Origin of the sequence: Pseudomonas sp. 43mfcvi1.1 (genome assembly GCF_900115935.1) — a bacterium.
Classification (GTDB): domain Bacteria; phylum Pseudomonadota; class Gammaproteobacteria; order Pseudomonadales; family Pseudomonadaceae; genus Aquipseudomonas; species Aquipseudomonas bijieensis.
The window spans coordinates 220,068-235,263 of the sequence record NZ_UETT01000008.1 but is presented as its reverse complement, the minus strand read 5'-3'; the positions used below and the strand labels follow the sequence as shown (position 1 = coordinate 235,263).

General features: G+C 61.2%; 13 protein-coding genes and 1 pseudogene. 3 read left to right on the top strand and 11 right to left on the bottom strand.

Annotation, left to right across the window (positions count from 1 at the left end):
• Positions 1 to 218 precede the first annotated feature (218 nt).
• The 8 genes from DTP52_RS17485 to gcl all read right to left on the bottom strand — a co-directional run bounded on the left by DTP52_RS17485 (position 219) and on the right by gcl (position 9,725).
• Positions 219 to 1,217 (bottom strand): sulfate ABC transporter substrate-binding protein, encoded by a 999-nt coding sequence (locus tag DTP52_RS17485; RefSeq protein WP_109754476.1) that lies wholly within the window; start codon positions 1,215 to 1,217, stop codon positions 219 to 221.
• Positions 1,218 to 1,311: 94 nt separating this feature from the next.
• A complete protein-coding gene (locus tag DTP52_RS17480) occupies positions 1,312 to 2,136 on the bottom strand; it encodes an ion transporter (RefSeq protein ID WP_109754475.1) in 825 nt (274 codons plus the stop codon).
• 20 nt (positions 2,137 to 2,156) lie between these two features.
• Positions 2,157 to 3,056 carry an urea transporter gene (locus DTP52_RS17475; RefSeq protein ID WP_109754474.1) on the bottom strand — a complete coding sequence of 300 codons (900 nt, stop codon included), beginning with the start codon at positions 3,054 to 3,056 and terminating at the stop codon, positions 2,157 to 2,159.
• 127 nt (positions 3,057 to 3,183) lie between these two features.
• A complete protein-coding gene (gene pyk, locus DTP52_RS17470; RefSeq protein ID WP_109754473.1) occupies positions 3,184 to 4,599 on the bottom strand; it encodes a pyruvate kinase in 1,416 nt (471 codons plus the stop codon).
• The gene (locus DTP52_RS17465; protein ID WP_109754472.1) at positions 4,589 to 5,869 is read right to left on the bottom strand and encodes a glycerate kinase; all 1,281 of its coding nucleotides are present in this window, start codon (positions 5,867 to 5,869) and stop codon (positions 4,589 to 4,591) included. Before DTP52_RS17465 ends, pyk begins: the two co-directional genes overlap by 11 nt.
• 148 nt (positions 5,870 to 6,017) lie before the next feature.
• A complete protein-coding gene (locus DTP52_RS17460) occupies positions 6,018 to 6,908 on the bottom strand; it encodes a 2-hydroxy-3-oxopropionate reductase (RefSeq protein WP_109754471.1) in 891 nt (296 codons plus the stop codon).
• Between the two features lie 117 nt (positions 6,909 to 7,025).
• Entirely contained in the window at positions 7,026 to 7,820 is a 795-nt protein-coding gene (gene hyi / locus DTP52_RS17455; RefSeq protein WP_109754470.1) for a hydroxypyruvate isomerase, read from the bottom strand.
• A 129-nt stretch (positions 7,821 to 7,949) separates the two neighbouring features.
• Positions 7,950 to 9,725, bottom strand: a complete 1,776-nt coding sequence (gcl, locus tag DTP52_RS17450) for a glyoxylate carboligase (RefSeq protein WP_109754469.1) — start codon at positions 9,723 to 9,725, stop codon at positions 7,950 to 7,952.
• Between the two features lie 267 nt (positions 9,726 to 9,992).
• Between gcl and DTP52_RS17445 the strand changes: the two genes are divergently transcribed.
• Together DTP52_RS17445 and DTP52_RS17440 are read left to right on the top strand one after the other, a co-directional pair.
• Positions 9,993 to 10,433: a heme-binding protein gene (locus DTP52_RS17445; protein ID WP_109754468.1), complete on the top strand. Its 441-nt coding sequence runs from the start codon at positions 9,993 to 9,995 to the stop codon at positions 10,431 to 10,433.
• Between the two features lie 215 nt (positions 10,434 to 10,648).
• A pseudogene (locus DTP52_RS17440) lies at positions 10,649 to 11,108 on the top strand (transposase).
• A 133-nt stretch (positions 11,109 to 11,241) separates the two neighbouring features.
• On the opposite strand, the gene DTP52_RS17435 reads toward DTP52_RS17440, so the two are convergent.
• A complete protein-coding gene (locus tag DTP52_RS17435; RefSeq protein ID WP_046065644.1) occupies positions 11,242 to 11,850 on the bottom strand; it encodes a TetR/AcrR family transcriptional regulator in 609 nt (202 codons plus the stop codon).
• 131 nt (positions 11,851 to 11,981) lie between these two features.
• Here DTP52_RS17435 and DTP52_RS17430 point away from each other — a divergent pair, with 131 nt between their 5' ends.
• The gene (locus DTP52_RS17430; RefSeq protein ID WP_109754467.1) at positions 11,982 to 12,896 is read left to right on the top strand and encodes a DUF808 domain-containing protein; all 915 of its coding nucleotides are present in this window, start codon (positions 11,982 to 11,984) and stop codon (positions 12,894 to 12,896) included.
• Positions 12,897 to 13,028: 132 nt separating this feature from the next.
• Here DTP52_RS17430 and DTP52_RS17425 read toward each other — a convergent pair whose 3' ends face one another.
• Positions 13,029 to 13,817: a VacJ family lipoprotein gene (locus tag DTP52_RS17425; protein ID WP_109754466.1), complete on the bottom strand. Its 789-nt coding sequence runs from the start codon at positions 13,815 to 13,817 to the stop codon at positions 13,029 to 13,031.
• The gene (locus DTP52_RS17420) at positions 13,810 to 15,108 is read right to left on the bottom strand and encodes a serine/threonine protein kinase (RefSeq protein ID WP_109754465.1); all 1,299 of its coding nucleotides are present in this window, start codon (positions 15,106 to 15,108) and stop codon (positions 13,810 to 13,812) included. Before DTP52_RS17420 ends, DTP52_RS17425 begins: the two co-directional genes overlap by 8 nt.
• Positions 15,109 to 15,196: the final 88 nt, after the last annotated feature.

Here is a 15,196-nt window from a genome sequence, read left to right as displayed (position 1 = left end):
GGCTAAAGAGTTGTGCCGCTCTGGAACAGAGCTTTGTGGCTGATATCAGACATGCCTGTGGTTGATGATGGTTGCTGTGATGAGTGCTTTATGTGGCGAGGGAGCTTGCTCCCGCTTGAGTGCGAAGCGCTCATCGTTTTTCAGGGCGGCTTCGCCACCCAGCGGGAGCAAGCTCCCTCGCCACAAAAGCTCTCTGGCAACCCTATGCGATCAGTGCCTCACTGCCCGCTGTAGATCTGGTCGAAAATCCCACCGTCATTGAAGTGAGTCTTCTGCACCGTGCGCCAGTCGCCGAAGGTTTTTTCCACGGACAGGAAGTCCACTTTCGGGAAACGGTCGGTGTACTTGGCCAGTACCGCCGGGTCCCGTGGACGCAGGTAGTTGGCGGCGGCGATTTCCTGGCCTTCGGGCGACCACAGGTACTTGAGGTAGGCCTCGGCGGCCTCGCGAGAACCTTTCTTCTCGACCACTTTATCGACCACGCTCACCGGTGGCTCGGCTTCGGCAGAAACGCTCGGATAGATGACTTCGAACTGGTCGCGGCCAAATTCGCGGGCGATCATCTCGGCTTCGTTTTCAAAGGTCACCAGCACATCGCCGATCTGGTTGGTCATGAAGGTGGTGGTGGCGGCGCGACCGCCGGTGTCGAGCACCGGCGCCTGCTTGAACAGCTTACCGACGAAGGCCTTGGCCTTGTTCTCGTCACCGCCATTCTTGAGCACGTAGCCCCAGGCCGACAGGTAGGTGTAGCGACCGTTGCCGGAGGTTTTCGGGTTGGGCACGATCACCTGCACACCGTCCTTGAGCAGGTCAGGCCAATCTTTCAGCGCTTTCGGGTTGCCTTTGCGCACGATGAATACGGTGGCCGAAGTGAACGGGGCACTGTTGTTCGGCAAGCGGGTGACCCAGTTTTCGGGCACCAGTTTGCCGTTGTCCGCCAGGGCGTTGATGTCGGTGGCCATGTTCATGGTGATGACGTCCGCCGGCAGCCCGTCGATCACCGAGCGCGCCTGCTTGCTGGAACCGCCGAATGACATCTGCACGGTGATGTTTTCGTTGTGCTCGGCTTGCCAATGTTTCTGGAAGGCGGTGTTGTAGTCCTTGTAGAAATCACGCATCACGTCGTAGGAAACGTTGAGCAGGGTCGGGGCGGCGTGAGCCAGGTTGCCAAAGGCCAGGCCAGCGGCGAGAAGGGAGGCGCCAAAGAAGTTCTTCACTGCGAATTCCTTTTTATTTGAAAGGGGTTCCGGGCAATTAGCCAGCACACTAGCGGCAAGCTAATAGGCCATCAAGCATTAAAAAGTGCTTTGCTTATTCCAATTTCTTAAACAACGCATTGCCACAGCGGGAGCAGAAAGCGGCACCGTGTTCGTGGTTGTTTTTGCTGCACACCGGGCAATCGTGCTTGAGCTGGTCACCGCGCATGGCCGTGGCCAGCTCTGCCGTGAAAATACCCGTAGGCACGGCGATGATCGAGTAACCGGTGATCATCACCAGGGATGACACCACCTGGCCCAGTGGCGTCTTGGGCACGATATCGCCGAAGCCCACCGTGGTCAGTGTCACGATAGCCCAATAGATGCCCTTGGGAATGCTGGTGAAACCGTGCTCAGGGCCTTCGATCACATACATCAGCGTGCCGAAGACGGTCACCAGGGTCGAGACGCTGACCAGGAATACAATGATTTTCTGTTTGCTGCCCCGCAGCGCCGCCATCAGGTAGTTGGCTTGCTTGAGGTAAGGACTGAGCTTGAGCACGCGGAAAATCCGCAGCATGCGGATGATCCGAATGATCAGCAGGTATTGGGCATCGCTGTAGTACAGCGCCAGGATCCCCGGCACGATCGCCAGCAGATCCACCAGGCCATAGAAACTGAAGGCATAGCGCAACGGCTTGGGCGAGCAGTACAGGCGCAGGCCGTATTCGACGATGAAGATGAAGGTGAAGCCCCACTCGATACCGGCCAGCAGGGCCGCATAGTTTTTGTGCACGCTGTCGATGCTGTCGAGCATCACGATCACCAGGCTGGCGAGGATGATCAACAGCAGGGTGCTGTCGAAGCGTCGGCCGGCCACGGTGTCGGTCTGGAAGATGATCACGTAGAGGCGTTCACGCCAGTTGTCGCTGCTTTGCATAATCTTCGCCTGAATCGGAATCAGCGAAGCCTAGGGCGATTGCCCCGCAGAGCGCAAGGCGCGCTGTCGAGGCTGGCTTGGCGCCACGCTCGGCCGGTGGCCTGGATCAACCAGCAGGCGAGGATGAACGGTGCGGTCAGGGGCGGCAGACCGAGGGCGATAAAGCCTGGCGTGAGCAAAACCGCCAGGAGGATGCCCATCAGCGGCAGCCATGGGCGGCGTTGTTGGCTGAGGGCCAGCGCCACCAACGCCGGGTTGTAACCGCCCAGGCCGGAAAGGGCGGTTGGGTTCTCATGCTGTAACAATGCGCAGGCAAGGCCGGCGGCGGAACCGAACAATGCCCAACCGGCGGCGCGACGGTCGGCCAGTAGCAGGCCCACCACAATCAGCGCACCGGCGGCAGGGTGGCCGAGAAACATGACTTGGCCCAGCCCGCTCAAATGAGCGGCCAGCAGGTTGGGTATCGTCATTTCAATCGAGATGCCGGGGGACGGCGGCAGAGTGAAGCCCATCAGCAGCCAAGCCAACCCTACAAAGGGCGCGGTGTAGGCGGGCAGGCACTGAGAGCCTCGGGTGCACTTGAGCCATTGCTGGGTCAGCATTGCGCCGAGACCGCCTGCGGCAATGATCAGCGGTGGTAACAGCACGGACCAGGGCAATACAAGACTCAGCAACAAGCCCAGCAGGATGCCGTTGTAGCTGAACAGGCCGGCTTGCCGGTCAGCCTTGGCGTAACCGCGTCGCTGGGCCGTGAGCAACCCGGCCACCCCACCCAGCAACGCGCCACCGACCAGGGCGGGTGCAGTGAGCAGAATCGCCAGCAGGCACAGCAGGCCGCACAGCGGATGGCGCTGGAGGAAGATCTGGCTGAAGCCGTTGAGCAGGGCGGTGGCCCAGTCGGGGCAGTGGGTATGGGGCATGGCGGATAATGTCTGATGGGCCGAGTTGCCCTCATCGCGAGCAGGCTCGCTCCCACACACTGGATTTGCGGCGATCACAAACCCCCCTGTGGGAGCGAGCCTGCTCGCGATGTGGCCAGTACAGGCGCTAGAGCAACGTCTCAATGCGCAACGAATTGGTCGACCCCGGCTGCCCGAACGGTACGCCCGCTGTGATCAGCAAGGTATCGCCACGCTGGGCCATGCCCTGGGCCTGGGCAATTTCCAGGGCGGTGGAGCACACCTCATCGACCTGCCGCAGCCGATCATTGACCACCGAGTGCACGCCCCAGGCCACGGTCAGGCGGCGGGCGGCCTGCAGGTTCGGCGTGAGGTTGAGGATCGGCACCGTCGGCCGTTCCCGTGCCGCGCGCAGGCTGGAACTGCCGGACTCGCTGTAGTTCACCAGCACCGCCACCGGCAGGATGCTGCTGATGCGCCGGATCGCGCAGCTGATGGCATCCGACACCGTGGCTTCGGCTTTTGGCCGGCTGACGTCCAGTTGAGACTGGTAGTCGGGACCGCTTTCCACCTGGCGGATGATCTTGCTCATCATCTGCACGGCTTCGAGTGGGTAATCGCCTGAAGCGGTTTCCGCCGACAGCATCACCGCATCGGCCCCTTCGGCCACGGCGTTGGCTACGTCGGTGACTTCCGCACGGGTCGGTGCCGGGGAGAAACGCATCGATTCGAGCATCTGGGTCGCCACCACTACCGGTTTGCCGAGGGCGCGACAGGTGCCGATGATGTTCTTCTGGATCTGCGGCACGCTCTCGGCCGGCACCTCGACGCCCAAGTCTCCGCGAGCCACCATGATTGCGTCGCTCAATTCGGCGATTTCCCGCAGTTGGGTCACCGCCGATGGCTTCTCGATCTTCGCCATCAGGAACGCCTTGTCGCCGATCAGCGCCCGGGCTTCGCGGATGTCCTCGGGGCGCTGCACGAACGACAGCGCTACCCAGTCCACGCCCAGTTCCAGACCGAAATTCAAGTCACGCCGGTCCTTGGCCGTCAGCGGGCTCAGGTCGAGCACGGCCTGGGGCACGTTCACACCTTTGCGGTCGGACAACTCACCGCCATTGAGCACTTCGGTATCGATGGCGTCGGCGTGCCTGGCAGTCACGCGCAGGCGCAACTTACCGTCGTCCAGCAGCAGGTCCATGCCGGGCTCCAGGGCCGCGATGATTTCCGGGTGAGGCAGGTTGACCCGGTGTTGATCACCGGGCGTCGGGTCCAGGTCCAGGCGCAGGGCCTGGCCGCGTTGCAGCAGGACCTTGCCGTCGGCGAATCGGCCAACCCGCAGCTTCGGGCCTTGCAGGTCCATGAGAATACCCAGCGGGTAATTGAGCTGCTGCTCGACGTCACGAATCCACTGGTAGCGCTGGGCGTGGTCGGTATGCTCGCCGTGGCTGAAGTTCAGACGGAAGATGTTCACGCCAGCCTGTACCAGCTCGCGGATGTCATCGATGCCACGGGTGGCGGGGCCGAGGGTCGCGAGGATCTTGACCTTTTTATCAGGCGTCATGGTTGGGCTCCTCGAGGATCAGGATGGCGCGAAAGTCGTTGACGTTGGTGCGGGTCGGTTCAGTGACGATCAACCCATCCAGGGCGGCGAAGTAGCCGTAGCCATTGTTGTTATCCAGCTCGTCGCTGGCGCTCAGGCCCAGTTCGGCGGCGCGGCGATAGCTGTCCGGGGTCATGAGGGCGCCGGCGTTGTCTTCGGAACCATCGATGCCGTCCGTGTCGCCGGCCAGCGCGTAGATGCCAGGGTGGCCCTTGAGGCTGTCGGTCAGGCTCAGCAGGAATTCGGCGTTGCGTCCGCCACGGCCATTGCCGCGCACGGTGACGGTGGTTTCGCCACCGGAGAGGATCACGCACGGCGCCGCCAGTGGCTGGCCATGCAAGGCGATCTGCCGGGCGATGCCAGCGTGGACTTTCGCCACTTCCCGGGATTCACCTTCCAGGTCGCCGAGGATCAATGGGCTGAAACCAGCCTGGCGCGCCTTTACCGCCGCCGCTTCCAGCGATTGCTGGGGACGGGCGATCAATTGGAAGTGGCTGCGGGCCAGGCTTGGGTCGCCGGGCTTGACGGTTTCCGATTCGGGGCTTTGCAACCAGTGGCGCACCGAGGCCGGCACATCGATGTGGTAGCGCTTGAGGATCGCCAGGGCTTCGGCCGATGTGCTCGGATCGGCCACGGTGGGGCCGGAGGCGATGACCGTGGCGAGGTCCCCCGGTACGTCGGAGATCGCGTAGGTGTAGACCGTCGCCGGCCAGCAAGCCTTGCCCAGGCGTCCGCCCTTGATCGCCGAGAGATGCTTGCGCACGCAATTCATCTCGCCGATGGTCGCGCCGGATTTGAGCAAGGCTTTGTTGATCGATTGCTTGTCGGCCAGGGTGATGCCTTCGGCGGGCAAGGCGAGCAGGGCAGAACCGCCGCCAGACAGCAGGAAGATGACGCGATCGTTTTCGCTGAGGTTGCTCACCATGTCCAGTACCCGCTGGGCCACGGCCAGGCCAGCGGCATCAGGCACCGGGTGGGCGGCCTCCACGACTTCGATTTTCTGGCTGGGCGCGCCATGGCCGTAGCGGGTCACCACCAGGCCAGAGACTTCGCCCTGCCAGCAGCGCTCGACCACTTGGGCCATGGCGGCGGCCGCCTTGCCGGCGCCGATGACGATCACCCGACCGCTGCGATCGGTTGGCAGATAGCGTTCAAGGACGTGCTGCGGATGGGCCGCGTCGATGGCTGTGGCAAACAGCTCGCGCAGCAATTGTTGCGGATCGACCGACATGGCGGGCTCCCGATTCTTATTATTGGCTGAGTGACGCATGACCTGTGGGAGCGAGCCTGCTCGCGATGAGGATCTGACATCCAACATCGATGTCGACTGAAAGTCCGCTATCGCGAGCAGGCTCGCTCCCACAGGGTTATGGGGTATGTCAGTTATCGCGAATGGAGAAACTGGCCATATGTTCCAGCCCCTTGATCAACGCCGAGTGATCCCAGTTGCTGCCACCGATGGCCGCGCAGGTGCTGAACACTTGCTGGGCATTGGCGGTGTTGGGCAGGTTGATGTTCAGTTCCCTGGCGCCTTGCAGGGCCAGGTTCAGGTCCTTCTGGTGCAGGCTGATGCGGAAGCCCGGGTCGAAGGTACCCTTGATCATGCGCTCGCCATGCACTTCGAGGATCTTCGACGAAGCGAAGCCGCCCATCAGGGCTTCACGGACCTTGGCGGGGTCGGCGCCGTTTTTCGCGGCGAACAACAGGGCTTCGGCCACGGCCTGGATGTTCAGGGCGACGATGATCTGATTCGCCACTTTGGCGGTCTGGCCGTCGCCGTTACCGCCCACCAGGGTGATGTTCTTGCCCATGGCCTGGAACAGCGGCAGAGCGCGCTCGAAAGCGGCGCTGTCGCCACCGACCATGATGCTCAGGGTCGCAGCCTTGGCCCCGACTTCACCGCCGGACACCGGGGCGTCGAGGTACTGGGCGCCTTTTTCATTGATCTTCGCCGCGAATGCCTTGGTGGCGGTGGGGGAGATCGAACTCATGTCGATCACGATCTTGCCCGCTCCCACGCCAGCCGCCACGCCATCGGCGCGGAACAGCACGTCATCGACCTGCGGGGTGTCCGGGACCATGACGATGATGAACTCGGCTTCCTGGGCCACTTCCTTCGGGTTGGCCAACGCCACCGCGCCGCCGGCCAGCAGATCGGCCGGGGCCGCGTCGTGGTGCTGGGACAGGAACAGGCTGTGCCCGGCCTTTTGCAGGTTCAAGGCCATGGGGTGGCCCATGATGCCGGTGCCGATGAATCCGATTTTAGCCATGGGGAAATCCTCTTGTTTTTGTATTGCTTCAAGCAAATGGGAGACAGTTTTTTTGTGGGAGCGAGCCTGCTCGCGATGGCGGTTCTACATTCAACAAAGATGCTGGCTGGACTACCGCTATCGCGAGCAGGCTCGCTCCCACAAGGTTTTCAACCAGCCCAATCCCGCTTCGGTGCTGGTCAGCGGCTTGTATTCGCAGCCGACCCAACCCTGGTAGCCGATGCGGTCCAGGTGTTCGAACAGGAAGCGGTAGTTGATCTCGCCCGTGCCCGGCTCGTTGCGACCGGGGTTATCCGCCAGTTGCACGTGGTTGATCGCCGCCAGGTTGCTTTCCAGGGTACGGGCCAGGTCTCCCTCCATGATTTGCATGTGGTAGATGTCGTATTGCAGGAACAGGTTGGCGCTGCCCACTTGCTCGCGAATCGCCAGGGCCTGGGCGGTGTTGTTCAGATAGAAGCCGGGAATGTCGCGGGTGTTGATGGCTTCCATGACCAGCTTGATGCCCTTGGCTTGCAGCTTCTCGGCGGCGTACTTCAAGTTGGCGACGAAGGTTTTCTCCACCAGGGTTTCAGAGCAGTTCTGCGGACGAATTCCCGACAAGCAGTTGACTTGGGTGTTGCCCAGCACCTGGGCGTAGGCAATCGCCAGGTCGACACCGGCGCGGAATTCCTCGACCCGGTCCGGCAGGCAGGCGATGCCGCGCTCGCCCTTGGCCCAGTCGCCGGCTGGCAGGTTGAACAGTACTTGGGCCAGGCCGTTGGCATCGAGCAAGGCCTTGAGTTCGGCCGAGCTGTAGTCGTAAGGGAACAGGTATTCGACGCCCGTGAAACCGGCCTTGGCGGCGGCTTCGAAACGGGCGAGGAAATCCTGCTCGGTGAACAGCATGGACAGGTTGGCGGCGAAACGCGGCATGGTAGGTCTCCGGCAAATATTGGTAGGTCCCTGTGGGAGCGGGCTTGCTCGCGAAAGCGGTGTGTCAGCCGACATCTTTGTTGGATCTGAAACCGTCTTCGCGAGCAAGCCCGCTCCCACACTGGTATGTCAATCGAGCAACGAAATGGCTGTCGGTGCATCGTTACCCACCAGCGCCAGGTCTTCAAACTCATTGACAGCGTTGATCTCGGTGCCCATGGAAATATTGGTGACCCGCTCCAGGATGATCTCGACGATCACCGGCACCTTGAACTCCTCGATCATCGCCTGGGCCTGGCGCAGGGCCGGTTGGATACCGGCCGGTTCGAACACCCGCAGCGCCTTGCACCCCAGGCCTTCGGCCACGGCGATGTGGTCCACGCCATAGCCGTTGAGTTCCGGGGCGTTGAGGTTGTCGAAGGACAGTTGCACACAGTAGTCCATGTCGAACCCGCGTTGGGCCTGGCGAATCAGGCCCAGGTAGGAGTTATTTACCACGACGTGGATGTAAGGCAGCTTGAACTGCGCTCCCACCGCCAGCTCTTCGATCATGAACTGGAAATCATAGTCACCCGACAGCGCGACGACCTTGCGACTGGGGTCGGCCTTGACCACCCCCAGCGCGGCCGGAATGGTCCAGCCCAACGGGCCGGCCTGGCCGCAGTTGATCCAGTGCCGTGGCTTATAGACATGGAGGAATTGCGCCCCGGCGATCTGTGACAGGCCGATGGTGCTGACGTAGCAGGTGTCCTTGCCGAACACCTGGTTCATTTCTTCATACACACGCTGTGGCTTGACCGGCACGTTGTCGAAGTGGGTCTTGCGCTGCAAGCTGGCCTTGCGTTGCTGGCAGTCTTGCAGCCATTCGCTGCGGTTTTTCAGCTTGCCGGCGGCTTGCCATTCGCGGGCCACTTCGATGAACACCGTCAGGGCCGAGGCGGCGTCGGAAACGATGCCCAGATCGGGCGTGAATACGCGGCCGATCTGAGTCGGCTCGATGTCCACGTGAATGAACGTGCGGCCTTCGGTGTAGACGTCCACCGAACCGGTATGACGGTTGGCCCAGCGGTTGCCGACGCCCAGCACCACGTCCGATTTGAGCAAGGTGGCGTTGCCGTAGCGGTGGGAGGTTTGCAGGCCGACCATGCCGACCATCTGCGGATGATCGTCGGGAATGGTGCCCCAGCCCATCAAGGTAGGGATGACGGGGATGCCGGTCAGCTCGGCGAACTCCACCAGCAGCTCGCTGGCATCGGCATTGATGATGCCGCCGCCGGCCACCAGCAATGGCCGCTCAGCCTGATTGAGCATCGCCAGGGCTTTCTCGATCTGCACGCGGTTGGCCGCGGGTTTGGCCAGGGGCAGCGGTTGGTAGGCGTCGATGTCGAATTCGATCTCGGCCATCTGCACATCGAACGGCAGGTCGATCAGCACCGGGCCCGGCCGGCCGGAACGCATTTCATAGAAGGCTTTCTGAAACGCGTACGGCACTTGGCCCGGCTCCAGCACGGTGGTCGCCCACTTGGTCACCGGCTTGACGATGCTGGTGATATCCACGGCCTGGAAGTCTTCCTTGTGCATGCGGGCGCGGGGTGCTTGCCCGGTGATGCACAGGATCGGGATCGAATCGGCCGAAGCGCTGTAGAGCCCGGTCACCATGTCGGTGCCGGCCGGCCCCGAGGTGCCAATGCATACGCCGATGTTGCCAGCCTTGGTCCGGGTGTAACCCTCGGCCATGTGCGAGGCGCCTTCAACGTGGCGAGCGAGGACGTGATCGATGCCACCCACCTTCTGCAAGGCCGAGTACAGCGGGTTGATTGCAGCACCCGGGATGCCGAAGGCGGTGTCCACGCCTTCACGGCGCATCACCAGGACGGCGGCTTCGATTGCTCTCATTTTGCTCATGGTTTTGTGCCTCTTACGTTTTGTAATTGTATACAAGCGGCTTTGCGCAGAGTGTATTCATGGCAAACGGCGCAGGTCAATTCATTTCATCAAGCGCCTGTTTCATTCGTCTGAACCTAGGTTTCGCTGCGGTATTTCATCGCTTTATGGAAATTGAGATAATTATTGTATACAAAAATATGTGATGTTGTGTTCTATTTGTTGTGTTCGGTTTTGCTGAAAGTGAAGCCAGCAAGGCTCTCCCATAACAAAAGAAGGACAGCACCCATGAGCGTTCTAACCTTGGAAATTGCCGTCAACCTGGCGGGGCAGGCCCTTGCCGCGGGTCGTGAAATCAGCGCCGCACCCTTGACCGTCGCGGTCCTGGACAGCGGCGGGCACCTGGTTGCCTTGCAACGCGAAGACGGCGCCAGCCTGCTGCGCCCACAAATAGCCATCGGCAAGGCCTGGGGCGCCATCGCCCTGGGCAAAGGCTCGCGCCTGCTCGCCCAGGACGCCCAGCAACGCCCGGCGTTCTTTGCCGCGTTGAATGGGTTGGGGCAGGGCAGCGTCGTACCGGCCCCGGGTGGGGTGTTGATCAGGGATCAGGATGGGAGGGTGCTGGGGGCGATTGGTGTCAGTGGGGATGTTTCGGATGTGGATGAGCAGGTGGCGGTCAGGGCCGTGGAGGCGGTGCTGTTGAGGGCGGATGTGGGGGTTACTATTTGATTTGCGGTGGTTGATCGTTCGCTATCGTGAGCAGGCTCGCTCCCACAGAGGGTGGAGTTGGGCACAGATTCTGCAAACGCCGCAAATCCACACTGTGGGAGCGAGCCTGCTCGCGATGGCCATCTAGCAGACACATCAAGCTAAAAAGTTTGCCTCCTATCCAGGCATTCACAGATCTAGCCTTCTTCATGAGTCAATCATTAAAGGGGCAAGGAATGCCTGGTTCACCTGCTTCACATAAACTGCGCCTCGGTCGCTACGCCGAATCCAGTCGGGTTTATTTACTGACCACCAACACATCTGGCCGCGTACCAGTTTTTAAGGACGTTGTCCTGGGTAGATTGGTCGTTGAGCAATTTCGAAAAGCTCAGGAACAAGGCTGGGCCGACTCATTGGCCTGGGTGGTCATGCCTGATCATTTCCATTGGTTGATCGAATTGCGCAGGGGATCTTTGAGTGAGTTGATGCAAAGGACCAAATCATTGAGTACCAAAGCTGTAAATCTGCGCCTGGGTAATTAAAGTCAGCCTTTGGCAGCAAGGATTTCATGACCGGGCCCTGCGGCGGGAGGACGAGTTGATAATAATGGCTCGCTATGTCGTCGCTAACCCATTGCGGGCTGGCCTGGTGAAGCGACTTGGCGATTATCCGCTGTGGGATGCCATTTGGCTTTGACATGAAATCGAGTTACCGCTATCGCGAGCAGGCTCGCTCCCACAAGGGATTTAGGTTGCTCGCAGAATCTACATTCACAGCAGAACCCTGTGGGAGCGAGCCTGCTCGCGATGGCGGCTACTCGGTCCTGAGCCTAGCGATCCACCTCACACCCCTTCAACACCAACCGGATAATCGTCTGCGCCGCCGCTTCGTAATCCGCTTCATCGAGCTTGGCCTTGCCGGTCACGGCGCTGATCTGCCAGTCGAAATCGGCATAGGTCTGGGTGGCGGCCCAGATGCTGAACATCAGGTGGTTGGGGTCGATGGGGGCGATCTGGCCGCGGTCGATCCAGGTCTGGATGCAATCGATGTTGTGCCGGGCCTGGGCGTTGAGTTGTTCCACCAGGTCGGGGCTCAGGTGCGGGGCGCCGTGCATGATCTCGCTGGCGAAGACTTTCGAGGCGAAGGGCAGGTCGCGGGAGATGCGGATCTTGGAGCGGATGTAATGGCTCAGCACTTCACCGGGCACGCCGTCGGCATTGAACGGTGTCGAAGCCTGGAGAATCGGCTCGATGATGCTTTCCAGGACCTCGCGGTAGAGGTTTTCCTTGGATTTGAAATAGTAGTAGACGTTGGGTTTGGGCAGGCCTGCCTTGGCCGCGATGTCGCTGGTCTTGGTCGCGGCGAAGCCCTTGTCGGCAAATTCTTCGCTGGCGGCACGCAGGATCAATTCTTTGTTGCGCTCGCGGATCGTGCTCATAAACCCAGGGGTTCCTTGCCTATTCTGGCGGTGGCGCATGGTAGCACCGGCCTCGCGCGGCGCTCAAGAATGCCCTATGGGGGCGCTGCTCGCGGTATGCTGCGCAGCATTATTGTTCAAGGAGCCCCTCCATGGCCGGAAGCAGTTTGCTGGTACTGATCGACGATATCGCCACCGTGCTCGACGACGTAGCGTTGATGACCAAGATGGCCGCCAAGAAAACCGCCGGCGTGCTGGGCGATGACCTGGCGCTCAATGCCCAGCAAGTCTCTGGTGTGCGTGCCGAGCGGGAGCTGCCGGTGGTGTGGGCGGTGGCCAAGGGATCGTTCATCAACAAGTTGATCCTGGTGCCGTCGGCGCTGGCGATCAGTGCCTTCGTCCCTTGGTTGGTGACGCCACTGTTGATGGTGGGCGGCGCCTACCTGTGTTTCGAAGGGTTCGAAAAGCTGGCCCACAAGTTCCTCCACAGCCCGGCCGAAGACCAGGCCGAACACGCGCAACTGGTCGAGGCGGTGGCGGATCCGGCGGTCGATCTGGTGGCTTTTGAAAAGGACAAGATCAAGGGCGCCGTACGCACCGACTTCATCCTGTCGGCGGAAATCATCGCCATCACCCTTGGCACCGTTGCCGATGCCGCACTGACCCAGCAGGTGATCGTGCTGTCGGGCATCGCCATCGTCATGACCGTTGGCGTCTATGGCCTGGTGGCCGGGATCGTCAAGCTCGATGACCTGGGGCTCTGGCTGACGCAGAAGCCCGGACAAGTCGCTAAAAACATCGGCGGTGCCATCTTGCGCGCCGCGCCCTACATGATGAAAAGCCTGTCGGTGATCGGCACGGCGGCGATGTTCCTGGTGGGCGGCGGCATCCTCACCCATGGCGTGCCAGTGGTGCATCACTGGATCGAAGGCGTGACGGCCAGCGCCGGCGGTGCCGGGTTTATCGTGCCGATGTTATTGAATGCGGTGGCGGGGATTGTCGCGGGGGCAGCCGTGTTGGTGGGTGTGCTGGCGGTTGGCAAAGTCTGGAAGGCGCTGAAAGGCTGAATCGGGCAATACATAACCATTGTGGGAGCGAGCCTGCTCGCGATGAGGGCCTGACAGTCAGCTTCATGTCGGCTGACAGATCGCTATCGCGAGCAGGCTCGCTCCCACAGTGGGTTTTGGGGTAGCCAGAAGTTATTCGGCAATCTGCAGTTTGCGCGATTCGGTGTACACGTAGCGCACCTTTTCATACTCGAACGGCGAGTTCAGTTGCCCATAGCGGAAGCTGGTCTGGTAGCGCTTGTCCACGCCACGCAGGAGCAGGAGTTCCGGGTGGTTGCCGCTGACTTCGGAGACGTTCAGGAAGTTGATCGCAGATTCAGCCGTATAGTCCACCAGCAGGCCCGAGGTGTCGCGCAGGTTCGAAGGGCCGAAGATCGGCAGCACGAAGTACGCGCCGCCAGGCACACCGTAGAAGCCCAGGGTCTGGCCGAAGTCTTCGCTCTGGCGCGGCAGGCCCATGGCGGTGGCCGGGTCCCACAGGCCGGCAATGCCGACGGTGGTGTTGAGCAACAGTCGCGCGGTGGTTTCCATCGAACGCTTGCCCTTGAATTGCAGCAGGCTGTTCATCAGGTTCGGCACGTCCCCCAGGTTATTGAAGAAGTTGCTCACCCCGGTGCGCACGAAGCTGGGCGTGACGTAGCGGTAGCCGTCGACCACGGGCAGGAATACCCACTGGTCGAAGCGGTAGTTGAAGTGATAGACCCGACGGTTCCAGGACTCCAGCGGGTCATAGACGTTCAGGGCGTTGAGCGTGGAGCGCTCGAACTCGCGCTGGTCCAGTCCCGGGTTGAACTTGAGCTTGGTCAGCGGTTCCTTGAAACCGTCCGAATCCACCACCACAGGCGCATTGGCCTTGCTGTTGTCGGCATGGACCATGCCCGCACTCATTAACGCGGCGATAAGCAGCAGGTATTTAGCCACGGAAAAACTCCAGCATGGCGTCGCTGTTGACGCGGTAGTTAAGGTTGCCGCAGTGGCCGCCCAGTGGATAAACCGTCAGGCGATCGCCAAAGGTCTTGCGCAGGAAGCCCAGGTCGCCCGGGCCAAGAATGACGTCGTCGGCATTGTGCATGACGGAAATCTTCGGGCTGTCGTGCAGGTAATCCTTCAGTGCGTACAGGCTGACCTGGTCGACCAGTTGCAGCAGGCTGCCACCGTCGGTGCGCGCGCGCCACATGGGGATCACCTGCTCGGTGAGGTAACAGTCGAAATCGCATTGCAGCGCGCGCTTGAGGAACGGCGTCAGGCTGGTGCTTTCGGTAATCGGGAACTTGGGCGGGATGATCAGGCCGCGACGGTTGATCAGGTCCGAGGTGAAGGCGATGTCGGCCGCCGAGAAGCGGAACGAGGTGCCGATCAACATCGCCATCTGTTCGTTGCTCAGGTGCTGCTTGGACTGCTGGAAGTCATAGAGCAGGGCATCGTTGAGGTCGATGTAGCCCTTTTGCTGGAAGTAGCGGGTCAGCTTGTTCAGCACCAGTTCATAGAAGGTCGTGGTGCTGTTGATGCCCTTGACCTCGGTCTGGACCAGTTTGTCCAGGTTGGTGATCGAGGTGTAGAGGTTCACCGGTGGGTTGAGCAACAGCACTTTCTTGAAATTGAAGCTGCGCCGGGTTTCGTCCAGGTGGGCGACGAAGGCCGCATCCAGGCCGCCGAGGCTGTAGCCGGTGAGGTAATACTCGGTCACGGGCAGCTTGGGGTTTTGCGCGCGCACGGCTTGCATCACCCGGTACATGTCCTCGGCGTCTTCCTTGGAAATGCCTGGCGTGGCGAAGCGCGAAGCGGCACTCATGAAGTCGAAGCTGGTGGGCGATGACAACTGCACGACGTGGTAGCCGGCCTTGTAGTAGAGGCGCTTGAGGTATTCATTGATGCTACTGTCAAAGCGCGCACCGGTGCCGGCGATCAGGAAAATCAGCGGCGCGGGCTTGTCCTGGGTGGCCATGCGGTAGGTGAGGCTTTTCACCGGCCAGAAGTTGTCCGGCAGGATGAACTCGCGTTCCGGGCGCAGGGTCAGGCTGTGGTCGGCCTGGTTGATGTCTTCGATCAGCGGCAGCTCCGGACGCAGGTCCGGCGGCGTGGTGGCGATGGTCGCCTCGAACGGGTTGGTCAAGGGGTAGCCATAGCTGGCGGCGTCAATATCTGCCGCCAGCGCGGACGCACTCAGGATAAGGCCGCCGAGAAGGGCAGCGAAGCGCAAGGAACGGAGCATGACTGAATCCCTTAGAGGAAGGTGCCGAATGAGGTTCGCAGGCTATGACCACCGAAGCAGAGCCAAGTGCCATGACGGGCACAAAACA